Raw genomic sequence first — 25,621 nt, forward strand, 5'->3', positions numbered from 1 at the left:
AAAAATGCGATAAACTTACACCAATTGAATTGGACGTAACGGACAAAATTGAACTTCAAAAAACCATAAAACCTTTCGATTTGGTAATTTGTGCCGTTCCTGGTTTTTTAGGATTTGAAACCTTAAAATCTATTATTGAAGCTGGAAAAAACGTAATAGATATTTCGTTTTTTCCAGAAGACTCTTCGGAACTTAATGCACTTGCCAAAGAAAAAAATATAACTGCAATTGTGGATTGCGGAGTTGCGCCAGGAATGGGAAACATTTTTTTAGGTTATTATAATGAAAAATTAAAACTTACAGATTTTGAATGTTTGGTTGGTGGTTTACCAAAAGTAAAAAAATGGCCATTTAGTTACAAAGCTCCATTTTCTCCTATTGATGTTATTGAAGAATATACACGACCAGCTCGTTATGTTGAAAACGGAAATATTGTAATAAAAGAAGCATTATCAGATTGTGAATTTGTACATTTTGAGGGTGTTGGAACGCTTGAATCTTTTAATTCTGACGGATTGCGTTCTATTATTTTTACCATGCCTCATGTTAAAAATATGAAAGAAAAAACATTGCGTTATCCTAGTCATATTGAGTACATAAACGTTTTGAAAAAGAGCGGATTTTTTAGCGAAGAAAAAATGAATATTAACGGCGTTGAAATTTCTCCATTAGAATTTTCTTCAAAAATATTGTTTAACGAGTGGAAATTAGGTGATACCGAAGAAGAACTTACAGTGATGCGTATTACCTTAAAAGGAATCAATGAAAAAGGCGAAAACAAAACCATTATTTACAATTTACACGATGAATATTGTGCTGAAACCCAAACATCTTCTATGGCAAGAACAACAGGTTACACTGCAACAGCAGCAGCAAACATGTTTTTAGATGGTTTGTTTAGTGAAAAAGGTGTTTTCCCTCCAGAATTAGTAGGGAAATATGAGCAATGCTTTAACTATATTTTAAAGTATTTGGAAGAACGTAACATTGTTTACAAATTAGAAGAGTTTTAATTACTTTTATTGTTGATTTTCATACCTGCGAAGGCAGGTATCCATACAATGCAAATTGAATTACAACAATCTTTTTATAGATTCCTGCCTTGGCAGGAATAACAATTCAGACTTTGCTATTCAAATTGAAGCTTTATATTCATTTATTTTGAAGTTTATTTTTGTGATTTAAAAAATTGCATTACTTTTGTTGAGTGATTAGTCAATTAAAAATGGATAAAAGAGAATTATTATTAGAAGCAGCCACTAAACTTTTTGTAGAAAGAGGTTTACACGCAACTCCAACTTCAGCCATTTCAAAAGAAGCTGGCGTTAGTGCAGGAATTCTATTTCACTACTTTAAAACCAAAGACGATTTAATTGATGAGTTGTATGTTTCAATAAAAAAAGAATACACCTCTTCTATAATGAATGAAATTGATAAAATTCATTCAGACCTTGGAAAATTACGTTTAATATGGTCTAACTCTTGGAATTGGGCAATAGATAACAGTTTGAAATTCAGATTTTTACTTCAATTAGATAATACAAGTTGTGCAGTAAGAGTGAAAAGCCATCCAGAAATTGTTGCGAAATATGAATTATTTAATAATTTAATTAAATCTTATGTTGATAAAGAACTAATTAAAAATATGGACACCTATTTTATTATGGGTTCTATGTTTGGTTTAATAACTTCAATGGTTACTTATTTAACACAATTTCCAGAAAAAAGAAATGACCAAGTATTTATTGAACAAGCTTGGGAACTGTTTTACAACAGCTTAAAACCATAAAAAAATTTGACCTCAACATTGAGTGTTTAATCAATCAAAATAAAAAAAATGAATACAAAAACTGCATTAATAACAGGCGCAAGTACTGGAATTGGGAAAGAACTTGCCATTATTCACGCAAAAACGGGTGGTAATTTAGTAATTATCGCACGCAACGAAAGCAAACTAAACAACCTTAAAAAGGAATTAGAACTACAATACAAAATTAACGTAGTTGTAATTGCTAAAGATTTAAGCGATTTAAATGCGCCAAAAGAGATTTATGACGAAGTAAAAAAACAAGGTATTGAAATTGAATACTTAATAAATAATGCTGGTTTTGGGGCGTTGGGTAAATTTCATGAGTTAGGTTTAGCGCGACAAATTTCTATGATTAATTTAAATATTACTGCATTAACAGCTTTAACTCACTTATTTCTTCCAGAATTTGTAAAACGTAACAGTGGAAAAATATTGAATACCTCTTCTACTGCTAGCTTAATGCCTGGACCATTGCAAGCTGTTTACTTTGCAACAAAAGCATATGTAACCTTTTTTAGTAATGCGCTTTACGAAGAATTACACGACACTAACATTACAGTAACTAACCTAATGCCAGGTGCTACCGAAAGTGAATTTGGTTCAGTTTCTGGTATGGATAAAACTGAAATGTTTAAGGAAACCGCAACTGCATATTCAGTAGCATTAGAAGGTTACAATGGGATGTTAAAAGGAAAAATTGATGTGATTTCCGGATTAAAACCACTACAAAAACTAATGATGGCAATGATTCCGTTTACACCAAAAAAGATGATTTTAAAGCAAATTCGTCAAATGCAAGAAGTAAAATAATGATAAAACTAACTTTATTAATTTTAAAAAACACAATGATAGGAATATTATCAATTTCAGCACTGGTTGCAATTGCTGGAGTTTCATTTATTAATTTAAGTCCACAATTTGGAGGAAAACCTTCGGAATTAAGTTTCAAAAAAATGATTAATTCACCCAACTTTAAAGAAGGGGTTTTTATAAACAAAGAAAAAACACTTCAAAATACAGGTTTTAAATGGCAAACAATTCCTCAATTTTTTACGAACGGAAATAACAAAGTTCCTAATTTTGAAATTCCTGTAGAAACGCATAAAAAAAGTGATTTTATTCCAGATAAAAATCAATCTAAAATAACTTGGTTCGGACATTCAGCAGCTTTGGTTGAAATGGAAGGTCTAACAATTTTTATCGACCCAATGCTAGGGGAAGTTGCGGCTCCTCACGCAATGCTAGGTTCTAAACGATTTAATAAAGTTCATCCTATTTCTATAGATTCTTTACCAACTATTGATATTATTTTAATTTCTCACGACCATTATGATCATTTAGATTATGGTTCTATTTTAAAATTAAAAGATAAAGTAAAGCAGTTTTATGTTCCTTTAGGAATTAAGGCACATTTAACTGAGTGGGGAGTTTCTAAAGAAAAAATTACTGAATTTGATTGGTGGGAAAATATTAATTATAAAGGAGTAGAATTTGTTTCAACCCCAGCTCGTCATTTTTCAGGACGTGGTTTTAAAAGAAATAACACACTTTGGTGTTCTTGGGTTTTAAAATCTAAAAACAATTCAATTTTCTTCAGTGGTGATAGTGGCTACGGAAATCATTTTAAAGAAATTGGAGAAAAATACGGTCCGTTTGATTTTTCAATGATAGAATGTGGACAATATAACGAGCAATGGGCACAAATTCATATGACACCTGAAGAAACAATACAAGCTAGTATTGATGTACAAAGTAAATTAATGATGCCTATTCATTGGGGAGCGTTTAAATTAGCCTTACATAGTTGGGATGACCCAATTGTTAGAGCTACCAAAAAAGCTAAAGAATTAAATATACCTATTTCAACACCTATAATTGGAGAATCTATTGTATTAAATAGTGATAATTATCCAAAAAATAAATGGTGGATACAATAAATTAATAAATCATGATTATAGTATTTAAAACAAATATATTTTCACAATTAGAAACACACGTGAGAGCAATGTTAGATTCTTTCAAGCAAATTTCAACCGTTGATTTTGATTTTGAAGATTGTGATAAAATTTTAAGAATAGAAGCTACTGAAGATTTAACTTCAGACATTGAATTTTTATTAAACTCTAAAGGTTTTTATTGTAAAGAATTGACTTAAAACTCAAATTTAAGCTGAACTAAAATAGGTTTTTCAGTAATTTTTTTAGAATGAATATTTAAATTTGTTACTGAAATACCTAATAAACGAACTGAATTTAATACTTTTTCTTGAAATAATAACTCCTTCACCGTTTCCAATAAAACAGCTTTTTCTTTTATAAAATAAGGCATCGTTTTACTTCGTGTCTGGGTTTTAAAATCGCTATATTTAATTTTTAAAGTGACCGTTTTTCCTGATACTTTTGAGTGAATTAATCGTTGTTCTAATTCTTCAGCAATTTTTTCTAATTTCTCTAGCATAAATATTTCTGAAGTCAAATTTTTTACAAATGTATGTTCAGCTGCCACCGATTTTCGTTTTCGGTTTGGCTTTACCTCACTTGCAATTTCGCCACGTACTAATTTATAATAATAACTTCCTGAACTTTTAAAATGCTGCATTAAAAACTCTTCAGTTTTGTCTTTTAAATTCTCCCCATTAAAAATACCCAAACTAAACATTTTTGAAGCTGTTACTTTTCCAATTCCGTAAAATTTTTCAATAGGTAATTGTTCTAAAAAACAAAGAACTTCTTCGGGTGGAATTGTTTTTTGTCCGTTTGGTTTATTAATATCCGAAGCAATTTTAGCTACAAATTTACTATTAGAAATACCTGCAGAAGCATTTAAATGCAACTCATTAAAAATGCGTTGTCTTATTTCTTTAGCTATTAAACTTGCTGATGGATTTCCTTTTTTATTCTCAGTAACGTCTAAATAAGCTTCATCTAATGAAAGTGGTTCTACCAAATCGGTATAGTCATGAAAGATGGCTCTAATTTTTTGTGAAATTTCTTTATAGCGTTCAAATCTGGGAGGTACAAAAATTAAATGTGGACAATTTTTTAAAGCCAACACTCCACTCATTGCAGAACGTACATTAAATTTTCGTGCTTCATAACTTGCCGCAGAAACAACTCCTCGTTCACCTCCTCCACCAACAGCAACTGGCTTGCCTCTTAATTCAGGATTGTCCAATTGCTCTACCGATGCATAAAAGGCATCCATATCAACATGAATTATTTTACGATATGAATTTTTATTTTCCATTTATCTAACAAATATAGAAAAGAAAAAGGGTTGCTAAATAGCAACCCTTTTTTTAATAGTAAGTTTATTAAATTAAACAATACCTTGATCTAACATAGCGTCAGCAACTTTAATAAATCCAGCAATATTTGCTCCTTTTACATAGTCAATATAACCATCTTCTTGTGTTCCGAATTTAGAACAAGCCACATGAATAGAAGACATAATTTGATGTAATTTAGCATCTACTTCTTCTTGAGTCCAGTTTAATTTCATGGCGTTTTGTGACATTTCTAAACCAGAAACTCCAACTCCACCAGCATTTGCGGCTTTACCAGGTGCGAATGGTAATTTATTTTTATGAAATAAATTAATAGCTTCAGGAGTACAACCCATATTTGAAACTTCAACAATGTATTTTACACCATTTGAAATTAATAAGGCTGCATCATCACCATTTAATTCATTTTGAATTGCGCTTGGCATGGCAATATCACATTTAACTTCCCAAGGTTTTTTGCCTGCAATAAATTTTGCTTCTGGGAATTCATCTGCATAAGGCGATACAATATCATTATTAGAAGCTCTAAGCTCTAACAAGTAATCAATTTTTTCTGCATCTAAACCTTTTTCATCATAGATATATCCATCAGGACCAGAAATAGTAACAACTTTACCTCCTAGTTCTAAAACTTTTAAAGCAACTCCCCAAGCTACATTTCCAAAACCAGAAACTGCAACTGTTTTACCTTTAAAGGAATCATTTTTAGTGTCTAACATATCCTTGGTGAAATAAACTGCTCCAAAACCTGTAGCTTCAGGTCTTATTAAACTTCCACCCCAATTTAATCCTTTTCCTGTGAAAACACCTGTATTTTCTCTTTTCAGCTTTTTGTACATACCATACATAAACCCAATTTCTCTACCACCGGTTCCAATATCTCCTGCAGGAACATCAGTATCAGGGCCTATAATCTGCCATAATTCTAACATAAATGCTTGGCAAAAACGCATTATTTCAGCATCCGATTTTCCTTTTGGATTAAAATCAGAACCTCCTTTTCCACCTCCCATAGGTAAGGTAGTTAATGCATTTTTAAACGTTTGTTCAAATCCTAAAAATTTAAGAATACTTAAATTTACACTTGGGTGTAAACGTAGACCTCCTTTATATGGGCCAATTGCATTATTAAATTGTATTCTGTGTCCTAAGTTCACATGAACTTCACCACTATCATCTACCCATGAAACTCTAAAAGTAAAAATACGATCAGGCTCTACTAATCGTTCAATAATTTTTGCTGCCTCATACTGTGGGTTTTCATTATAAATGCCCTCAATAGACTCTAATACTTCGTGGACTGCTTGTAAATATTCCTGTTCACCAGGGTGCTTTTTTTCAAGGTTATTTAATATATCTTTTACATTCATAATACTATAATTTATAAGTGTTTAAAACTGTTTTAAAATGTCTAACAAAAATAATGATATTAAAATCATTTTTAATAAAAAAAAACGTAAATTTTTAACTTATTGCAATTAATATTGCGAAACTTTATTGAAAATAAATTAAAACCTGTTTAAGGTACTCATAAATTATCAAATTAACAATTCTGTTTTTGTTAATTTATATTTTAAATTTGATTTTTACATGAAACCATCTGGTGGTAAATCTTCCTTTGAATCTTCAAAGGACTCTCTGTTTTTGATTAATTTATAACCTTTCTTAAAGATTGCAGCTTTATTACTTTTGCCTTCAATAATTATAGTTAAAGGTTCTTCAAAACATATGTGTCTTATAAATTCTCCCTCATAACAAGCCTCCTGTTTATTTAAATAATCTATATCAAAAAAACCATCATTAATGAAAGGGTTTATAGTTAAATATCCCACTTTAAATGAAGTTAAATTTTGAAAAAAATGGGTGCCTTGACTTGGGTCAATCCTAAAATTATTAAGCCCTGATTCAACAATTATTTTTGCGGCAGATATTTGTGACCAAATTACAGGAATTCCTAACCAAGGATCACTAGATCCCCATCGCCCTGGACCTACTAAAACATATTTTTTATCTAATTCAACAAACTTTTTATTCATTTTTTCAACAGCGGCAGCAATTTCTCTTGTATTTGCACTATTAAAAGCCTCTGGCTTTACATAAACAAAATCATAAATATCTTCATATTTCCCATTTCCCAAAGCTGACTCTGAGTAAATGATGGTTTCTTTAACGTCAAAATTTTCAGGAATTTCAATAGTAGCTTCGTAACTTTCTACAATGGGTCTAATTTGTAAAAAACTAAATTCTTTTGGTTGGCCAGTTGGCACATCTAATTTAACTGCAAATTCTATTTCAATTGGATTTCTCATTTCACGCTGACCAATTCTTAATAAATCTTGTAATATTTCAGGTAACGGAAATGTTCCATATTTTAAAACATTATCAAAAGTAATTAGTCTAATACCATCATGTAGAACTCCTGGTTTTATAATATTATTTTGTAAATCATAGGTTGAAGCCACAAATTTTAAAGACCCATGTTTTTCTGCACGTCTGATAGATATTTTCTTTTTGTTGATAGATTCATTAGTTGAAGCCTTATAACTATCTGGATCCATATCCAACCCATAAAAGTATTGCTGAGTATCTCTTTTGGTTGAATCAGGCGAAGATAGCTGAAGAATTTTTTTAGGATGTGCGGGTGAAAATCGTAAGGTCTGCCCACCTCCAACAATAATTTCACCTAATCCTAACGCTATATTTGCAATTCCTTCATTTGGTAATTCATTCCCAATTGGATAAAAATTAATAGAACGTGCAACTCCTGAAATATTTGGGTAATAAACATCATCATATTGTTTTCCTATTACTTCTTGCAAAATAACAGCCATTTTATCTTCTTCAATAGAATGAGAAGTAGCTTTTAAATATGATTTACTGCTTTGAAAAAAGGCAGATGCCATCACAGATTTAATTGCTTTACAAGCCATATTCAGCATCACTTCTTTTTCTGTATTTGGAATCATATAGGTAGCAAAAACTCCTGCAAATGGCTGATAATGTGAATCTTCCAAAACACTTGAAGACCGCACTGCAATTGGTGAAGATGTGATATCTAAAAAAGCTTTAATATCATCTAAAACCCATTTTGGAAATGGTTTTGAGATAAATTTATCTAAAATTTTCTCATCGCTATCGTTATCGCAATTTGCAACAAAATCTATTAATTCATGGCTATCCATAAATTCATCAAAAACTTCAGTGCTTATAACTACGGTTCTAGGGATAGAAATGGTTACATCTTGGTATTTATGAAATAACCTATGACGCTTTAAAAAGGAGTCTATAAATGCTAAACCACGTCCTTTTCCTCCTAAAGAACCCTCTCCTATTCTTGAAAATCCTAAATATTCATCATATTTATCCTTATCAAATTTCGCAATAACACCTCTTGATCTAAAAACTCGATATGCTTTTATTGCTTTTAGTAAAAATTCTCTAATATGTTCTGCATCTTCAAAATCTTCAAATTCAACTTTACTAAATAGGTTTGCTAATGGAAATAAAACTCTTGACTTTAACCATTTTGAATACTCACCTCTTTTAGCATGATACTCAATAGCATCTGTAGTTACAATAGCTAAAGCTTTTTGAAAATTATTTAAATCATTAACTTTTGCTAAAACTTTCATTTGTTTTGGGTCCCAAAATTCAAAAGCACCAAAAGAAAAATATTTATTAATGAATTTTTTTAGCTCTTGACCTAATGTTTCTGAATGTTTATATAAAAATTTACCTTTTAGTTCTAAAGCTATTTTTTCATTTTCATTATCTGAAGATTGAATTAAAAAAGGAAAATAACGCTCTAAACTTCTAACATATTTTAAAAATTCAAACCCCGCATGTATATCGCGTTTCCCATCTTTATAATAACTAACATCTGAAATAACACCTAAAAGATTGTGTTGGTATTTTTCAAACAGCAACATTCCTTCTTCATAATTTGTAGCTAACAAAATTTTTGGACGACCTCTCATTAACATCATTCCACGATGCTCATTTAAGCCTTCAGACATAAATGAGTGTGTTTGTTTTACTATAATCTTATAAATAATTGGTAAATATCTTGAATAAAATCGCAGGGAATCTTCAACCAATAAAATAGCTTTAACACCAATTTTATTGATATCATTTTCAGCATTCATTCTATCTTCAGTTAATTTAATAATGGCTAAAAAAATATCAACATTTCCATTCCAATGAAAAACAAAATCTATAATTCCTGTATTTTCTCTTAAAACCTTTTTTCTTAATTCAGAAGAGTAATGGCTAAGTGCTGCGATTGGAACATTTGGAAAAGCTTCTTTAATTTGTTGTGATGTTTCAAATGCTTTATAATTACCAATATCTAACCAAGTAATCACTAAATCTATTTTATTAGATTCCAGCATTTTTATAGCTCTTTTTGCAGAATTAGCGTGTACAAAGTTTGGCGGATACCTTAAATTTAAAGCCGTGTATTCATTAAAAATTCGCTCGTCAATTCTACCATCTTCTTCTAACATGTAGTAATCGTAGTTAGAACAAACTATCAAAATTTTATTAATTCTATTTTGCATTAACTCATTAAAAGCAACATCTTCAAACTCATATGCTTTTAAATCAGGTAAAGGATTTTTCATTATTTTAAGAGACTTTGTTAATCTATGCAAGATAGAATTTAAACTATAAATTTTAATAGTTTTATAAATTTAATTAGATAAACAAAAACGTTTTGTTTTAAAATATTATCGCTAATAAATCAAATTCAATAAAACTGTTTTTTGGAGTAAATAAATGAACAAACACGTTTCAAACACTTATTCTTTTTTTCAAAATAAAATTGTTTAAATTTGCAACCTAATTTTATATGCAAAATGTTAGATAAAGTAAAAGAACTGATTGGAGAAGTAAGTGCATTTAATGCCACTACTAAAGATGAAATTGAAACTTTTAGAATTAAATTTTTAGGTAAAAAAGGAATCCTAAACGATTTATTTGAGGAATTTAAAAATGTAGCGCCGGCCGAAAGAAAAGATTTTGGACAAGCCTTAAATATCTTAAAAAATTCTGCTCAAAATAAAGTAACTACTCTAAAAGATATTTTAGAAAATGCTACTGAGCAAAAAGGATTTTATGGAGACTTAACGCGTCCATCTGAACCTATTGAATTAGGTTCTCGCCATCCTATTTCTTTGGTTAGAAACAAAATTATTGATGTATTTTCACGCATTGGTTTTACAGTTTCTGAAGGTCCTGAAATTGAAGATGACTGGCATAATTTTACTGCACTAAACTTACCTGAATATCACCCAGCTCGTGATATGCAGGATACTTTTTTCATTGAAAAAAATCCAGATATTTTATTGCGTACACACACTTCATCTGTACAAGTGCGCTATATGGAAAATAACAAACCGCCAATTAGAACCATTTCTCCAGGTCGTGTGTTTAGAAACGAAGATATTTCGGCACGTGCACATTGTATTTTTCATCAAGTTGAAGGTTTATACATTGACACAGATGTTTCTTTTGCTGATTTAAAACAAACATTATTATATTTTACGAAAGAAATGTTTGGGAAATCAAAAATACGTTTACGCCCATCTTATTTTCCTTTTACTGAGCCAAGCGCTGAAGTTGATATTTATTGGGGATTAGAAACGGAAACCGATTATAAAATTACAAAAGGAACTGGTTGGCTAGAAATTATGGGATGTGGTATGGTTGATCCTAATGTGTTAAAAAACACAAATATAGATCCTGAAATTTACTCGGGTTACGCTTTTGGAATGGGAATTGAGCGTATTGCCATGCTATTATATCAAATACCTGATATTAGAATGTTTTATGAAAACGATGTTCGTTTTTTAGAGCAATTTAAATCAATAATATAGTTTACAAATTCCGCTAATTAGCGGAATTTTTTATTAAACTTTTATGAAAAAAGATCTAGAAATACCCGAAGTTACAAACATATTTATTGCTGTTGTTAAAGAATATAATGATGAATTTTTATGTGAAGACTGGAATGCCTATATTATTAACAATAAAGAAGTTGCTATAGAAATGGTTTTAATTGTTTCTAAAGGATATGATGAAGATAAACTATTAGAAACTTCAATAATGCGTAAGAAAATTGAAAAATTGCCTGCAAAATCTTTCGCTAAAATTGAATTATTACAAGGTGAAGTTGTAACTATTTCTAACTTTTTTAATGTTACTTTTTTTGAAGGAAACCAACTATTCGATAAAAAATATTTGTTTGAAAAAGGCTCCATAAAAGAAGGTGCTTTACGCAATATTCCTTTGTTAAATAAACGTGGTATTTTAGTGAAATAATATGCCTTTTAACTTTTTACACATGAAACGAGCATGTTAACCTTTTTCTCTTCCAAGGAAATGATTAATAGCGAACAGCATTTGACCATAAAAAAACAATAAATATTAACACATGAAAACAACATTTTTATTTTTATTCATGATTTTCAGTCTCATCTCAAATTCTCAAAATATTCCTCTTTACGTTGGTACGTATACCGATGAAACAAGTGAAGGAATTTATTGTTACGATTTTAATATTGAAACAGGTGAAATTAGCAATCAAAAATTAGCAGCTAAAGTTACAAATCCATCGTTTTTATCCTATTCTAAGAATAGAAAATTTTTGTATGCTGTAAGTGAAGTCGCTGATTTTAAAAATACTAATAGTGGTTTTGTAAGTGCTTTTTCAGTTACTGAAAATGGTTTTCTTCAATTTATAAATAGTGTAAGTTCTAACGGAGCTCATCCTTGTCATATTCAATTAAATGATGAAAACGCTGTTATTTCAAATTATACTGGCGGTACTATTTCTATTCATAAAGTTAAAAAAAACGGAGAAATTAAACCTGCAAATCAAATTATAGATCATAATGCGCCTAATAAGAAATCACACACTCATTCAACAAAGTTTTTAAACAATGAATTGTTTGTTGCTGATTTAGGGCTCGATTTTTTAGCTCACTATGTTAAAATCGGGAATGAATATCTTTTAAATGAAAAATATTTAATGGGTGAAAAATCTGGTCCGCGTCATTTTGAAATTTCTAAGAATGGTGATTTTATCTATGTAATTAATGAGCTTAACTCTACCATTATAGTCTTAAAAAAAGGAAAAGAAAAGTATAATCAAATTCAAAATATTAGTACTTTAAATGATGGTTTTGAAGGTGAAAGTTTTTGTGCTGATATTCATTTATCTCAGAATGAAAACTATTTATACGGTTCAAACAGAGGTGAAAATAGTATGGTAGTTTTTAAAAGAGATACATTAGGAACTATTCAAAAAACACAAACAATATCAGTAAATGGTGATTGGCCTCGTAATTTCACTATATCTCCAAATGGAAAATTTTTATTGGTTGCAAATCAAAAAAGTAAAAATATAAGTGTTTATGAGGTAGCTATAAAAACAGGAAATCTTACTTTTTTATACAGTAAAAATACACCAACTCCAGTTTGTTTACTTTTTTAATTTCAAGTTTTATTTCAATTCAAAATAGTAAATATTATCATTATTATTAAACCTGTAAGTAGTTAGATAACCGCTTGATTTTGTAGTAAATAAAACGCCAAGTTCATCAAATTCAGAATTAAACTCGTTTGTTTTTATGGGTATTCCCCAAGTGCCATTATTTCTTTCAATTTTATAGATGTTAAACACTCCTGTTTCTATCTTTTTTTCAACCATTTTTAAATTTCCATCAATATTTTCATACACAACACTTGTCAATTCTCCATTGTATATATTTGATGAAAAATAGATGGTGTTTTCATCATAAATCGTTGGGTTTAAAATCTTAAAATTGGGATGTGAAATATAAATAACACTTCCTCTTTCCCATTCATTGTTTACAGTTCTTTTGAGTTCCAGCAAATGATACCTACCATTTTCATTAGTTACAATTACCATTAAATTACCGTCATTTGAAATTGTTGGATCTGCATATGAAAATTCATTTTTACATATTGGTAATACGCTAAAGTTTGAAACTTTTAAATCCTCAATTATTCCTTGATAAATAGCCAAATTAAAAAAACCAAACGAATCCATATTTTTAGAAGTTGCTGTAACATATATTTCGTTTTTAAACACATTTACGGCACCTGATTGAAATTTCTTATCAATTTTAATTTTTTTTGATTTTGAATTTAAATTTGAATAAAAAAGATGCGAACTAGTAGATTTATGGGATGATAAATACAAAAGTCCATTTTTATACTTTGTAGGAAAAATATTATTAGTAGTGTTAGTTGATAAATATGTTTCGTATATATTTATACTATCTGTTTCGCTTATTAAAACCCTTTCTTGAGCTTTTACATTTAAAAAAGTAAGTATTAAAATGAAGTATAAAATTCTCATATATTTTAATTTTTTTAGATTCAAATTTTAAAAATAAAAGTTTTTATACAACGTTAAATTGGGTGTGATACATTTAATCTAAATTTATTGTGATATCTTTTAAATAGTTATTAATTACATTCATTAAAACGTCTTTTCCAATTGGTTTTGAAATAAAATCGTTACAACCAATATTAATTGCTTCTTCTCTATCTTCAATAGTTGAATAAGCTGTTTGTGCAATAATAGGTAGGTTCGGCCTAAATTCTCGTATTTTTTTTACAGCTAGAAAACCATTTAAAACAGGCATTTTTAAATCCATTAAAACAATATTAATAGTTGAATTGTTTTGGCAAATATCAATAGCTTCTCGCCCATTTTTAGCATGTAAAATATCACAATTTAATTTCATAATATCTTTTAATATTGTTTCAAGATAAATGTAATTAACCTCCTCATCTTCAGCAATTAAAATAGTATATTTATTATTATTTTCTTCAGTTTCAATAAGGGTATAAATGGGATTAAAAGGTAAATTCACAAAAAATGTTGCTCCTTCCATCATTTCAGATTTCACTGAAATTTTCCCTCCTAATAACTCTGTATTTTCTTTTGCAATTGACAAACCTAATCCTAAACCTCCAACTTTTTTTGTTAGTTCTTTTTCAGCCTGTGCAAAACGCTCAAAAATTAATTCTTGCTTCTCTGGTTTAATTCCTATTCCAGTATCTTTTACATATATTTCTAGTTGAGTGTTGCTATTTTTTAGATAGTATCCAAATTCAATAAACCCATTGTTCGTGAATTTTAAAGCATTTTCTAATAAGTTACTTAGTATTTTATTTAATTTCGATCTATCAGAAATTATGGTGCTTTCTTCATCTGAAAGTGCTTTTTTAAGATAGAGCGGTGTTTTATTTTCCTTTGCTTTTATGTCAAAAATTGAGAATAATTCTAACATCACATCGTTTATACAAACTTCTTCTTCTTCTACTTTTACTTGTTTTGTGCCTAAGCTAGAAATTTCTAAAATATCATCAATAATATGCATTAATTGTTTTCCACTATTTTGAATAATCTTTACAAAATTATTTCGCTTTTGACTATCAATATCTGGATCATTTAACATTTCTGAAAATCCTAAAATACCATTCATAGGTGTTCTAATTTCATGTGACATATTGTTTAAAAATTCAGTTTTTAAACGATCACTTTCTTCCGCTTTTTCTTTCGCTTTATTTAATGCTGAAATATCAATAACAGAAGCTATCACTTTTCCACTATTATCTACTACATTAGATTTTATCATGGCGGTAATAATGGCTCCATTTGTATGTAAAAATTCTGTTTCGCTTTTAAATTCTTTATTACCTAATACAATTGATACAATTTCATTTACAACTATATTTATAGCTTTATTATTATTACTTTTTCTTATATGAGTTATTAAATCTTCTTTATTTTTAACTCCCAATAACTCTAATGTTTTATGATTTACATTAATGATTTTTATTTTTGAAATACATTCATTAGCAAAATCTAAATTTTCATTTAAATATTTTTTAACATCTTTTGTTGCTATTCCTTTTGAATTTATAAGTTGTATTACTTCTGAAAAATCTTGTTCCCAAATTGAAACTGGACTTTCTTCAAATAAACTTTTAAAACGGCTGTTACTTTCAAAAAGCAACGTGTTTTTTTCTGATAATTCTAAACTTAAATTTTTTAATTCTTGATTTTGATTTTCAGACATTTCATATGCGTTTTTTAATATTGAAATGTCTGTTACCAATGCAAAAGAACCAATTATTTTTTCATTTTTATTGTAGACAGGTGATGTTTTAAACAAACAAGGTATTCTTTTACCACTACTCGTTTTTAATTCAATTTCATATGCTGAAGAAGCACCTTGAAATCTGTTTTTCAATTGTTCCGTAAAAACTTTCTTGTTTTCATCATCAACAAATTCAAAAATAGATTTTCCAATCATTTCGTTTTCGGCACACTCTAAAATTTTGCTCATTTCAGGATTAACTTTAGTTGTTAAACCTTCCGTATTAATAACCCAAAATCCTTCATTAGCAGTTTCTAAAATTCTATTTAGCGACTCTTCATTTTCTTTAATTGTTTCAAAAGCACTAATGAGTCCCTTTTCTGATTTTTTTCGTTCTGTTATATCTCTCCAAACACAATGAATAATTTTATTTTCTGGTTCACTTGAAATCACTGTTAATAATACTTCAACATAAAAATTAATTCCATCTTTTTTGGTATGAAGCCATTCAAATCTACGTGATCCTATTTTTAAGACTGTTTTCATTATTTCATCAGCTTTATCCATAGAATTTAATCCATCAGGTTGTTGTTTTGGTGATAATTGTGATGGATGTAAATTTAAAAATTCTTCTTTAGCATTGTATCCAAGCATTTTTACAGTTGCCTCATTGCATTCAATAAAAATCCCATTTTTGATAATTAATATAGCATCTCCAGATTTTTCAAATAGCTCACGAAATTTTTGTTCACTATTTTTAATTTTTTGTGTTGCTTCTATTAATTTTTCTTCTGCATGTTTACGTTTCGTAATATCTTCTTTTACTGCTAAATAATTTGTAATTTCTCCTAAGTTATTTTTTATTGAAGTTATGGTTACTTGTTCCCAAAATAAAATACCATTCTTAGCTTTATTCTGAAATTCACCTTGCCAAGTTTTACCAGCTGTTATGGTTTTCCACATTTTAGCATAATATTCTTTGGGTTGTTTTCCTGAACTTAGAATTCTTGGGTTTTTCCCAATTACTTCTTCTAAAGCAAAGCCAGTAATTTCAGTAAATTTTGAGTTTACATATTCTATAGTTCCACAAGGGTCTGTAATTACAATAGTATTGGCACTTTGTTCAATTGCTGTTGATAATTTTTTAGTTTGTTCTTGGATTTTATTTTTCTCGGTTAAATCTCTTACAGATGCAACTCTAAATACTTTATTTTCTTCTGATGAAAAATATCGTCCTTTAACTTCTATTGGAAAAACAGTACCATCTTTTCTAATTCCCTCAATCTCAATTGGTAAAAAATTATTTTTATCTCTGTTTTCTCTAATTATTTTATGATATTTTTTAGGATATAGTATATTTACAAAATCCTTCCCTATTAATTCGTCATGATTGTATCCAAACATTTTTTCAAATGAATGGTTTATATCTATTACAATTCCATTATTATGAATTATAATTCCTTCAAAAGTAAGGTTTGCAATTTTTTTGAATTTTTTTTCACTATTTTGAAGTAAAATTTTAGATTGTTTTTCTTCAGTAATATCTTTAAAAGTTAAAAGAGCTTTGTTACCATCATCTATATTTAACCTTGCTCCGCTTACCAGCAAGTTTTTAATTTTACCGGATTTAGAGACTATACTAAAATCAGAATCTTTAAAAGATCCTATCTCAGCAAGTTTTTTGTTAATTATATCTCTTATTCCAGCATCTATTATTAACTTATTAGTAAAAATATTACCTTTATAAAATTCATCTTTAGCGTATTCAAAAATTTGAAAATAGCTTTCATTAGCTTCAATTCTTTCTCCTGTTTTAAAATCTACAATTTCCATAGCAATAGGGTTGTTAAAAAATGCTTTGGAATATTTTTCTTCAATTTCTTTATTTAGTTTATTTAAAGCTTCTAATTTTTTTATTTCTAACTCTAAGGTATTTTCGAAAATTATTTTTTCTAATACTTTCTCAACTTTTATTGCACAAATTTGTAATATAATTTTAATATTTTCTGTGCCAATTATTTGTTTGCTATCTAACAATGCTATTAAACCTATAGGCTCACCTTTTGAAGACCATAAAGGTATTCCTACATAACTTTCAATATTCATTTGTACCAGTAATTCATCTTTTGGAAAGAGTGATTGTATGTTACTTGGATATATACAAATATTTTTATTAATCACATTTTCACAAGGTGTGTTGGCTAATTCATAAGAAAAATTTGAGAGTATATTTTGTTTATTACAAACAACAACTGTTTCAGTAATTGTTGGTGTTTTTAGTAAATATTTCTCAATTAATATATATTCAATTTCTAATAAATGAGTTAAAAATTTAGCTATTTTTTGAAGAAACTCATCTGCTGATATTTGGTATCCTTCATTACTAATGAATTTTAACGTTTCTTCTATACGCTTTTGTTGACTTTTCATAGTTGAGGAACAAACTTATTTATCATATTAAATAAAGAATCTTTGGTTATTGGTTTTGAAATAAAATTATCACAACCCGCCATTATTGCTTTTTTTTGCTCTTCTTTTGTTGAATAGGCTGTTTGAGCAATAATAGGAATGCTTGGGTATAATTTTTTTATCTCTTTTGTAGCATCATATCCGTTCATTACAGGCATTTTTAAATCCATAAGTATCATATCTATGGTTATATTTGTTTTACAAATATCTATAGCTTCTTTACCATTTTTTGCATGTAAAATAGTACAATTAATTTTAAACACATCTTTTAATAAAGTATCTAAATATAAGTAATTTATTTCTTCATCTTCAACAATTAAAATGGTTGTTTTTTTTTGAAGCGTATCATTTGTAATTTCAATATCATCAAAAACTGGTTTGTAAGGAATTGTTACAAAAAAAGTAGTTCCTTTTCCTACTATTGATTCAACCAAAATTTCACCACCTAACAACACGGTATTTTCTTTGGCAATTGAAAGTCCAAGCCCTAATCCTTTTACTTTTTTTGAGATTTCTTTGTTGGCTCGTATAAAGCGTTCAAAAATTAATTTTTGATCTTCAGTTTTAATACCAATTCCAGTATCTTTCACATAAATTTCTAATATTGAGGACTCTTTATTGTTTTTTAATTTATAACCAAACTCTATGAATCCAATATTTGTAAATTTTAAGGCATTTTCTAATAAATTACTTACTATTTTATTGAGTTTAGATTTGTCTGTTAGTATGGCACTTTGTTTATCTGAAAGTCCTTTTTCAAGATATAATGGTGTCTTATTTTCTTTTGCTTTTGAATCGAAAATTGAAAATAATTCTAATAATAAATCGTTTAAATTAACTGGCTCTTCGTAAACTTTTACTTGTTTTGTTCCTAATTTAGAAATTTCGATAATATCATCAATTATTTGTAATAATTGTTTGCCACTATTTTTAATTATTTTAACAAAATACTTTCTTTTTTCATCAATTAAATCTGAATCTGCTAACAATTCAGAAAATCCCATAATACCATTCATTGGGGTTCTAATTTCGTGAGACATATTGCTAATAAATTCCGTTTTTAAACGATCACTTTCTTCTGCATTCATTTTAGCTTCTATCAATTCAGATTCTATTCGTTTACGGTTTGTAATATCTCTTAAAACACCATGAATAATTTTGTTATTTTTTTTATTTGAAATTGATGTTAGTAAAATTTCAGCAGGAAATGTTTTTCCGTTTTTTTTTAAAAAAAACCATTCAAATCGATGCGTACCTTTTTCTTGAGCAGTAGACAACATTACTTTAGAATTTTCAAATGATTCAGCGCCGCTAGGTTGTAACTTTGGTGATAATTTTTTAGGATGAACTGCTAAAAATTCTTTTTTAGATGTATAGCCAAACATTATAACGGCCGCATCATTCACATCACTAAATTTACCGTTTTTACCAATCATAATAGCATCCCCAGATTTTTCATAAAGTTGCCTAAATTTTTGTTCACTTGCTTTCAGTTTATCTCTACTTTTGGCAAGTTTAATTTCAGCTTGTTTTCTTTCAGTAATGTCTTGAATGGTTCCTAATGAACGTAGTGGTTTTCCTTCTTCATTAAATTCTGTGTAACCTTTTTTTAAAACATATTTAATTTCATTTGAATTTAATAATAATCTAAGTGTTATTTCAAAAGGTTTATTATTCTCCAATGAATCTAAATAAGTATTGTTGAAAATTTCTTTATCTTTTGGGTGTATTTTCTCTAAAAAGGTAGCATATGTAGGTTTAAATTCTTGTGGTTTTAAATTGAATACTCTAAAAACTTCATCAGACCAAGTTAACTTATTATCCAACAAGTTCAATTCCCAATACCCAATCTTTGCTATTATTTGTGCTTCTTTTAATAAGCGTTCGCTTTCTTTTAATTGTTTTTCTGCTACTTTACGCTCAGTGATATCACGAGCAAAACCAAGTGTTACTTTATTATTATTTATTGAAGCAACACTAATTCTAATTTCAACAGGGAAAGTAGAACCATCTTTGCGTTTGTGTTTTGTTTCTAAAGAATATGATTTGCCAACTTCTAAGCTATTCCAAAACTTTTTGGCTTTCTCTACCTCAATAAAGTTCGCATCTAGTTCTGTAATATTTAAACATAATAATTCTTTTTCATTATAACCAAGCGCTGTACAAGCTAATTTGTTTACTTCTAAAATTTGTCCTTCAAAATTTGCCATATACATAGCATCTCCTGCATTTTCAATAATATTTTTAAACTTATTTTCACTTTCAATACGTGAAGTTTTTGATTTTTCAAAAAGAATAGATTTTTTTGATTTTAAAATTTCTAACTCTTTTTCTAATTCTTGGTAGGTGAGTTTTGTTTTCATAACAAAGAGCAATTATTTATTATTTAATTTATAAGCTCTTTTATGCACGTTAAAACTATTTATATAAGGAGCTTAAATTGTCTTAATAATTAATACTCTAAATATACAAAACTTACTTTACTGATTTAAAGATTATTATAAAAAAACTATAAATTATGAAGCGTTTTACTGAATTCTAACACTTTATTCCAATTGGTGTATTCTATCTCAACCGTTTTATCTGTAGGTCCTTTGGTCATCCACATAATAAACTGAATCATAATTCTATCAAAATAAGGATATTTTTTATAGTCTAATTTACCTGCAAAAACTTCTACTAATGTAGGTTTCCAATTAATAGTTTTAAAAAATTTAACCACATATGGATTTGTAGTTGGTGTGTTTTTTTCTGGTTTTCTTGCTACTAAATTAACTGAAAAAAATGCTGTTTTTGTAGTGTCAAGTTTTGATTTATTGGTATTTATGAATTCAGTAATTTTTTTATGATGCACCCCATATCTAATACTTGATCCAATAATAAATTTATCGAAATTAGTTATTTCTTCTTTAAAATCATCAATTGAATAAAGTTCAACTTGGTTGTTTAATTGTACTAATTCTTCTTTAATTTTAGTACAAATTTTTAATGTTTGCCCATCAACTGTTGCGTAAACTATTCCAATTTTCATAGTCGTTATTTAATTTTAAGTTTCCTTTTAAAAATCTATTTAAAACACTTTCAAATTTACGAAACTCAGTAAAGTGTTTGTATGATATATGTCAATTAATAAACAGCTGTGAAATTTGGATATATTTCATAAAAAAACCAGTCAAAAATTGACTGGTTTTAATTTTTCTAAAAAGCTAATGTAGTATATTAAATTACTTTAACGTTTACTGCGTTTAACCCTTTTTTACCTTCTTTTAGTTCAAATTCAACTACATCACCCTCTCTCACTTCATCAATTAAGCCTGAAATGTGCATGAAATAATCTGTTCCTGAACCATCTTCTGTTACAAATCCAAAACCTTTAGATTCGTTAAAAAATTTTACTGTACCTTTTTTCATTATTATAAATAAATATATTATAATACAAATATAGTTTTATTTCAAACTTTAATATCTATTTTTTTGAAAATTATTTTTTGATTTTAAAAAACGTAAACTATTGTTAATCTAATAGTTCTGTTAGATTTTTAAAAATTTGTTTCGGATTTTTGTTTTCATATAATACCGCATAAACAGCATCAATAATTGGTGTTTTAGCCTTGTTTTTTTCATTTAGTAAATAAGCACTTTTTGATGCATAATAACCTTCTGCAACCATACTCATTTCCATCATTGCACTTTTTACAGTGTATCCTTTACCAATCATATTACCAAACATTCTATTTCTACTAAAAACCGAATATCCTGTTACCAATAAGTCACCTAAATAAGCTGAATTATTAATATTACGCTTCATTTTATGAACTTTTTTTATAAAGCGCTTCATTTCACGAATAGAATTTGACATTAATACCGACTGAAAATTATCTCCATATCCCAATCCATGTGCCATACCAGCGGCAATTGCATAAATGTTTTTTAACATTGCAGCATATTCCGTACCAATTATATCGTCTGATATTTTTGTTTTTATGTAATTACTAGAAATACATTTGCCTATTAATCTTGCTTTTTTGGCGTCAGTACAGGCAATTGTTAAATAAGATAAACGCTCCATTGCAACTTCTTCTGCATGACAAGGTCCTGCAATAACACCTATGTTCTCAAAAGGGATTTGATGCATTTTATTAAAATGTTCCCCAACAATTAATCCGGTTTCTGGAACAATACCTTTAATAGCCGAAAACACAATTTTTTTAGAAAAATCTTCGGTTATTTTGTCTATTTCAGCTTTTACAAATGCTGAAGGAATGGCAAAAATTAAAATATCAGCATAACGTACCAATTCATTAATATCACTTGATAAATACAATTTATTTACATCAAATTCTGCTGAACTTAAGTAATTTGGATTGTGTTCATTTTCTCTAATGTAATCTACTGAACTTTGATTTCTAACATACCATCCAACTTGTTCTAAGTTTTCACACAACATTTTTACAATGGCTGTTGCCCAGCTTCCGCTTCCAAAAACAGCAATCTTAGGAAATTCACTCATTATATTACGAATTTAGATTTCAAAAGTAAACAAACTAAAACTAAGACCAAAACTAAAAAGCTTTATCAATTATTGAAGCAAAGTAAACATTATTCTCAATAGTTGTTTTAATGAAAAAACAGAAAATCTTTTGTACTTTTAAATTTTTAAATTATTTACTATAAATCCAAATTGAGCACACTTAAACGATTTTTTAAAGACACCATTATTTACGGAATTGCAGCCGTTTTACCTCGAGTAATAAACTTTCTCTTAGTTCGTGTGCATACGGATGCTTTACCAACAGATAATTATGCCGAAAACACCAATTTTTATATTTGGGCTGCCCTATTTTCTGTACTCTTAACCTTCGGAATGGAAACTGCTTTTTTTCGGTTTTATAAAGCTGAAGAAAAAAAAGATGCTTTAATTTCAACTTCTTTTATAAGTGTATTTGCTTCAGCAATACTTTTTGTAATACTTGGATTTACTTTTTCTGATTTTTTTACCACTATTTTTGATTTTGGTGAAAACCCACTTCAACTAAAATTATTAATAGGAATACTTGCAATTGATACTTTAGCTGTAATACCTTTTGCTTATTTACGTGCTTCAAACCGACCTATAAAATATGCAGCTATTAAATTAATTAATGTTGGTGTAATTGTAGTTATTAATCTGGTATTTTTAAAATATATTCCAGAATTTAAAGACAGTGAAACACCTGTACCAACCTTCTTAACTACCATTTTTGAAAGTACATTTATTGTTAATTTTATATTTATTGCCAATATAATTGGAAGTGCTATGTCACTTATTTTATTACTCCCTTATTTATTAAAATTTAAGTGGAGTTTTAATATCTTATTATTTAAAAAAATGCTGTCATACTCATGGCCAATTGCTGTTGCTGGAATTGCCTATGTTATTAATGAAAATTTAGATAAAATCTTAATTGGACAACTTATTGACAAAAGCACCATGGGAATTTATGCTGCTTGCTATAAGTTGGCAATTTTTATGAATTTATACATTATGGCGTTTCGTTTGGGGGCTGAACCTTTCTTTTTTAGTCACTCAAATCATAAAGATGCGAAAGAAACTTATGCTCGAATTTTAAACTATTTTATAATTGTTGGCTCGTTGGTTTTTGTGGGAATTGTAGTTTTTCTTGATCTTATTAAAGAAATTTTTATAAAAAATACAGATTATTGGGAAGCTATTATTATTGTGCCAATTGTGTTATTGGCTAATTTATTTTTAGGTATTTATCACAATTTAGCTATTTGGTACAAACTAACCGATAAAACACCTTATGGAATGTTGTTTTCAATTATTGGAGCTATAATTACTATTATTATGAACGTTGCTTTAATTCCTGTAATTGGATTTATAGCCTCAGCTTGGGCTACTTTATTGGCTTACGGAACTATGATGGTGCTCTCTTATTTTATAGGAAATAAATACTATCCAGTTCCTTATAATTTAAAAAAATCTGGAAGTTATTTGATCGTTTCTATGATTATTTCATTTGTTTCATTTACCTATTTTAGAGAAAATTATATTATGTCAATTGCGCTTGTTTTCACCTTTGGAATCCTTATTTTTTGGAATGAAAAAAAGGAATTATTAGCAATATTAAAACGGTAAAAAATGAAAAAAATTATTACTTTTTTTATAGTTAGTTGTTTAACAACCTTAGTTTTGTTTTCACAAAATACTAAAGAAAAAAAATCTACAGCTTCTAAAAATGTTTCAATTATTGAAAAAGAATTTTTAATTCCTGAGTTGAATACTATCAGTCATAAAATTTGGGTTTATTTACCGCCTAATTATACTGAAAATTCAAAAAAATATCCTGTTATTTATATGCATGATGGTCAAAATTTATTTGATAATGTAACATCCTATATTGGCGAATGGGAAGTAGATGAAACTTTAAATGAACTCTTCAACAAAACAGGAAAAGGTTTTATTGTTGTAGGTATTGAAAATGCTGGTGAAGAGCGAATTAATGAATATACACCTTGGTCACATGAAAAATATGGCGGTGGAAAAGGTGAAATTTATATCAATTTTATTAAAAACACTTTGAAACCTTATATTGATGCTACTTACAGAACTAAAAAACAACAAAAACATACAAGTTTGATTGGAAGCTCATTGGGTGGTTTAATTTCTTATTATGGCGGACTTAAATATCCTAAAACTTTTGGGAAAATTGGCGCATTATCAACTTCATTTTGGTTTTCTGATAAAGTGGAAGGATTTACCGCAGCCTATGGAAATACTAAAAACGTAAAATTGTTTTTATTGGTAGGTGAAAAAGAAGGTGAAGAAATGGTATCTGGAACTGAAAAAACCAAAAAATTATTACTGGAAACTGGTTTTAAACAGAAGAACATAAAATCAAAAATAAATCCCAACGGAAATCATAATGAAACCTTTTGGAAAAGTGAATTTTTAGAAGTTGTTACTTGGTTATATGATATAAAATAAAATATGACATCAAAAGAAACACCTATTATTGTTGAGCAATCATTTGAAGCTTCTGTAAATATAATTTGGAATGCAATTACCAATATTCATGAAATGAAATGTTGGTTTTTTGATAGTATTCCCAATTTTATACCAGTTGTTGGTTTTAAAACTGAATTTAATGTTACTTCGGAAGAACGAAATTTCAAACATTTATGGACCGTAACTGAGGTTGAACCTTTGAAGAAAATTATCACAAATTGGAAATATGAAGAATATTCAGGAAACTCTTTTGTGCATTTTGAATTGTTAGAACAAACGAATGGTACAATGCTAAGAATTACATCTATAGTAACTGAAAGTTTTCCAACAAATATTCCAGAATTTAAACCTGAAAGTTGCAGAGCTGGTTGGAAATATTTTATGAACAGACTTAAAAATTATATTGAAACTAACTCCTAAAAAGTTAATAAATTCAAAAAAACGAATACAAAATGAAAGTACAAATCATCAACAAATCAAAACACGAATTACCAAACTACGAAACCATTGCCTCAGCTGGAATGGATTTACGCGCAAATATTTCAGAAGCAATTACACTAAAACCTTTAGAACGTGCCATTGTTAAAACAGGCTTATTTATTGCTTTGCCCGTAGGTACAGAAGCGCAAGTACGTCCGCGTAGCGGCCTTGCAGCAAAAAATGGAATTACCGTTTTAAATTCTCCAGGAACTGTAGATGCAGATTATAGAGGTGAAATTGGTGTGATTTTAGTGAATCTATCTAACCAAAATTTTGTAATAAATGATGGAGAGCGTATTGCACAATTAGTAATTTCAAAACATGAACGTGCAAACTGGGATATTGTTGAAGTTTTAAGTGAAACTGAGCGCGGAGCAGGTGGATTTGGAAGTACAGGAGTTTAAAAAATCTCAATACATACTTCATTA

General features: G+C 28.4%; 21 protein-coding genes. 12 read left to right on the plus strand and 9 right to left on the minus strand.

Translation table 11 applies throughout. From position 1 onward, the window contains the following. The 5 genes from ABY863_RS07290 to ABY863_RS07310 all read left to right on the plus strand — a co-directional run. On the plus strand, window positions 1-1,013 hold a 1,013-nt coding region (locus ABY863_RS07290; RefSeq protein ID WP_372793602.1), incomplete at its 5' end, for a saccharopine dehydrogenase family protein. A 212-nt stretch (window positions 1,014-1,225) separates the two neighbouring features. Beyond that, window positions 1,226-1,789 carry a TetR/AcrR family transcriptional regulator gene (locus tag ABY863_RS07295; RefSeq protein WP_372793603.1) on the plus strand — a complete coding sequence of 188 codons (564 nt, stop codon included), beginning with the start codon at window positions 1,226-1,228 and terminating at the stop codon, window positions 1,787-1,789. A gap of 48 nt (window positions 1,790-1,837) precedes the next feature. Beyond that, on the plus strand, window positions 1,838-2,620 hold the full coding sequence (locus ABY863_RS07300) for an SDR family NAD(P)-dependent oxidoreductase (RefSeq protein ID WP_372793604.1): 783 nt from the start codon (window positions 1,838-1,840) through the stop codon (window positions 2,618-2,620). Between the two features lie 35 nt (window positions 2,621-2,655). Then, window positions 2,656-3,747 (plus strand): MBL fold metallo-hydrolase, encoded by a 1,092-nt coding sequence (locus tag ABY863_RS07305; protein WP_372793605.1) that lies wholly within the window; start codon window positions 2,656-2,658, stop codon window positions 3,745-3,747. Window positions 3,748-3,758: 11 nt separating this feature from the next. Further along, window positions 3,759-3,965, plus strand: coding sequence for a hypothetical protein (locus tag ABY863_RS07310; RefSeq protein ID WP_372793606.1), 207 nt, complete (start codon window positions 3,759-3,761; stop codon window positions 3,963-3,965). Here ABY863_RS07310 and dinB read toward each other — a convergent pair. The 3 genes from dinB to ABY863_RS07325 form a co-directional block, all read right to left on the minus strand. Next, window positions 3,962-5,056 (minus strand): DNA polymerase IV, encoded by a 1,095-nt coding sequence (gene dinB / locus ABY863_RS07315; protein ID WP_372793607.1) that lies wholly within the window; start codon window positions 5,054-5,056, stop codon window positions 3,962-3,964. The two genes, ABY863_RS07310 and dinB, sit on opposite strands and share 4 nt — an antisense overlap. A gap of 72 nt (window positions 5,057-5,128) precedes the next feature. Then, window positions 5,129-6,466, minus strand: coding sequence for an NADP-specific glutamate dehydrogenase (gdhA, locus tag ABY863_RS07320; protein WP_372793608.1), 1,338 nt, complete (start codon window positions 6,464-6,466; stop codon window positions 5,129-5,131). A 216-nt stretch (window positions 6,467-6,682) separates the two neighbouring features. After that, entirely contained in the window at window positions 6,683-9,718 is a 3,036-nt protein-coding gene (locus tag ABY863_RS07325) for a PEP/pyruvate-binding domain-containing protein (RefSeq protein WP_372793609.1), read from the minus strand. Between the two features lie 234 nt (window positions 9,719-9,952). On the opposite strand from ABY863_RS07325, the gene pheS reads away from it, so the two are divergent. The 3 genes from pheS to ABY863_RS07340 all read left to right on the plus strand — a co-directional run bounded on the left by pheS (window position 9,953) and on the right by ABY863_RS07340 (window position 12,591). Then, window positions 9,953-10,972: a phenylalanine--tRNA ligase subunit alpha gene (gene pheS, locus ABY863_RS07330; RefSeq protein WP_372793610.1), complete on the plus strand. Its 1,020-nt coding sequence runs from the start codon at window positions 9,953-9,955 to the stop codon at window positions 10,970-10,972. Window positions 10,973-11,015: 43 nt separating this feature from the next. Further along, window positions 11,016-11,417, plus strand: coding sequence for a hypothetical protein (locus tag ABY863_RS07335; protein ID WP_372793611.1), 402 nt, complete (start codon window positions 11,016-11,018; stop codon window positions 11,415-11,417). A gap of 112 nt (window positions 11,418-11,529) precedes the next feature. Beyond that, window positions 11,530-12,591: a lactonase family protein gene (locus tag ABY863_RS07340; RefSeq protein WP_372793612.1), complete on the plus strand. Its 1,062-nt coding sequence runs from the start codon at window positions 11,530-11,532 to the stop codon at window positions 12,589-12,591. 9 nt (window positions 12,592-12,600) lie between these two features. Here the strand turns inward: ABY863_RS07340 and ABY863_RS07345 are convergent, their stop codons facing one another. From ABY863_RS07345 to ABY863_RS07370, 6 genes are all read right to left on the minus strand, one after another. Beyond that, the gene (locus ABY863_RS07345; protein ID WP_372793613.1) at window positions 12,601-13,482 is read right to left on the minus strand and encodes a hypothetical protein; all 882 of its coding nucleotides are present in this window, start codon (window positions 13,480-13,482) and stop codon (window positions 12,601-12,603) included. Between the two features lie 73 nt (window positions 13,483-13,555). Then, complete coding sequence (locus tag ABY863_RS07350) at window positions 13,556-17,665, minus strand: PAS domain S-box protein (RefSeq protein ID WP_372793614.1); 4,110 nt, start codon at window positions 17,663-17,665, stop codon at window positions 13,556-13,558. Further along, complete coding sequence (locus ABY863_RS07355; protein WP_372793615.1) at window positions 17,662-20,067, minus strand: PAS domain S-box protein; 2,406 nt, start codon at window positions 20,065-20,067, stop codon at window positions 17,662-17,664. The genes ABY863_RS07350 and ABY863_RS07355 overlap by 4 nt, the downstream gene beginning before the upstream one ends. A gap of 146 nt (window positions 20,068-20,213) precedes the next feature. Continuing rightward, window positions 20,214-20,735: a menaquinone-dependent protoporphyrinogen IX dehydrogenase gene (gene hemG / locus ABY863_RS07360; RefSeq protein ID WP_372793616.1), complete on the minus strand. Its 522-nt coding sequence runs from the start codon at window positions 20,733-20,735 to the stop codon at window positions 20,214-20,216. Between the two features lie 188 nt (window positions 20,736-20,923). After that, window positions 20,924-21,115, minus strand: a complete 192-nt coding sequence (locus tag ABY863_RS07365; protein ID WP_372793617.1) for a cold-shock protein — start codon at window positions 21,113-21,115, stop codon at window positions 20,924-20,926. A 103-nt stretch (window positions 21,116-21,218) separates the two neighbouring features. Next, window positions 21,219-22,214 (minus strand): NAD(P)H-dependent glycerol-3-phosphate dehydrogenase, encoded by a 996-nt coding sequence (locus ABY863_RS07370; protein WP_372793618.1) that lies wholly within the window; start codon window positions 22,212-22,214, stop codon window positions 21,219-21,221. A gap of 171 nt (window positions 22,215-22,385) precedes the next feature. Here ABY863_RS07370 and ABY863_RS07375 point away from each other — a divergent pair, with 171 nt between their 5' ends. From ABY863_RS07375 to dut, 4 genes are read left to right on the plus strand one after another with little or no spacing between them, the layout of a single operon-like run. Beyond that, the gene (locus ABY863_RS07375; RefSeq protein ID WP_372793619.1) at window positions 22,386-23,843 is read left to right on the plus strand and encodes a polysaccharide biosynthesis C-terminal domain-containing protein; all 1,458 of its coding nucleotides are present in this window, start codon (window positions 22,386-22,388) and stop codon (window positions 23,841-23,843) included. Window positions 23,844-23,846: 3 nt separating this feature from the next. Continuing rightward, the gene (locus tag ABY863_RS07380; RefSeq protein ID WP_372793620.1) at window positions 23,847-24,692 is read left to right on the plus strand and encodes an alpha/beta hydrolase; all 846 of its coding nucleotides are present in this window, start codon (window positions 23,847-23,849) and stop codon (window positions 24,690-24,692) included. Between the two features lie 3 nt (window positions 24,693-24,695). Further along, a complete protein-coding gene (locus tag ABY863_RS07385) occupies window positions 24,696-25,133 on the plus strand; it encodes an SRPBCC domain-containing protein (RefSeq protein ID WP_372793621.1) in 438 nt (145 codons plus the stop codon). Window positions 25,134-25,165: 32 nt separating this feature from the next. Next, window positions 25,166-25,597, plus strand: a complete 432-nt coding sequence (gene dut, locus ABY863_RS07390; protein WP_372793622.1) for a dUTP diphosphatase — start codon at window positions 25,166-25,168, stop codon at window positions 25,595-25,597. The last annotated feature ends 24 nt before the right edge of the window (window positions 25,598-25,621 follow it).

This window comes from Lutibacter sp., from assembly GCF_041562875.1.
In the GTDB taxonomy this organism is placed as follows: Bacteria; Bacteroidota; Bacteroidia; order Flavobacteriales; family Flavobacteriaceae; genus Lutibacter.

Bases quoted from the DNA above. Each gene is read 5' to 3' on its own strand.
- ABY863_RS07295 (WP_372793603.1), top strand. From the start codon at position 1,226: ATGGATAAAAGAGAATTATTATTAGAAGCAGCCACTAAACTTTTTGTA.
- ABY863_RS07300 (WP_372793604.1), top strand. From the start codon at position 1,838: ATGAATACAAAAACTGCATTAATAACAGGCGCAAGTACTGGAATTGGG.
- ABY863_RS07305 (WP_372793605.1), top strand. From the start codon at position 2,656: ATGATAGGAATATTATCAATTTCAGCACTGGTTGCAATTGCTGGAGTT.
- ABY863_RS07310 (WP_372793606.1), top strand. From the start codon at position 3,759: ATGATTATAGTATTTAAAACAAATATATTTTCACAATTAGAAACACAC.
- dinB (WP_372793607.1), bottom strand. From the start codon at position 5,056: ATGGAAAATAAAAATTCATATCGTAAAATAATTCATGTTGATATGGAT.
- gdhA (WP_372793608.1), bottom strand. From the start codon at position 6,466: ATGAATGTAAAAGATATATTAAATAACCTTGAAAAAAAGCACCCTGGT.
- ABY863_RS07325 (WP_372793609.1), bottom strand. From the start codon at position 9,718: ATGAAAAATCCTTTACCTGATTTAAAAGCATATGAGTTTGAAGATGTT.
- pheS (WP_372793610.1), top strand. From the start codon at position 9,953: ATGTTAGATAAAGTAAAAGAACTGATTGGAGAAGTAAGTGCATTTAAT.
- ABY863_RS07335 (WP_372793611.1), top strand. From the start codon at position 11,016: ATGAAAAAAGATCTAGAAATACCCGAAGTTACAAACATATTTATTGCT.
- ABY863_RS07340 (WP_372793612.1), top strand. From the start codon at position 11,530: ATGAAAACAACATTTTTATTTTTATTCATGATTTTCAGTCTCATCTCA.
- ABY863_RS07345 (WP_372793613.1), bottom strand. From the start codon at position 13,482: ATGAGAATTTTATACTTCATTTTAATACTTACTTTTTTAAATGTAAAA.
- ABY863_RS07350 (WP_372793614.1), bottom strand. From the start codon at position 17,665: ATGAAAAGTCAACAAAAGCGTATAGAAGAAACGTTAAAATTCATTAGT.
- ABY863_RS07355 (WP_372793615.1), bottom strand. From the start codon at position 20,067: ATGAAAACAAAACTCACCTACCAAGAATTAGAAAAAGAGTTAGAAATT.
- hemG (WP_372793616.1), bottom strand. From the start codon at position 20,735: ATGAAAATTGGAATAGTTTACGCAACAGTTGATGGGCAAACATTAAAA.
- ABY863_RS07365 (WP_372793617.1), bottom strand. From the start codon at position 21,115: ATGAAAAAAGGTACAGTAAAATTTTTTAACGAATCTAAAGGTTTTGGA.
- ABY863_RS07370 (WP_372793618.1), bottom strand. From the start codon at position 22,214: ATGAGTGAATTTCCTAAGATTGCTGTTTTTGGAAGCGGAAGCTGGGCA.
- ABY863_RS07380 (WP_372793620.1), top strand. From the start codon at position 23,847: ATGAAAAAAATTATTACTTTTTTTATAGTTAGTTGTTTAACAACCTTA.
- ABY863_RS07385 (WP_372793621.1), top strand. From the start codon at position 24,696: ATGACATCAAAAGAAACACCTATTATTGTTGAGCAATCATTTGAAGCT.
- dut (WP_372793622.1), top strand. From the start codon at position 25,166: ATGAAAGTACAAATCATCAACAAATCAAAACACGAATTACCAAACTAC.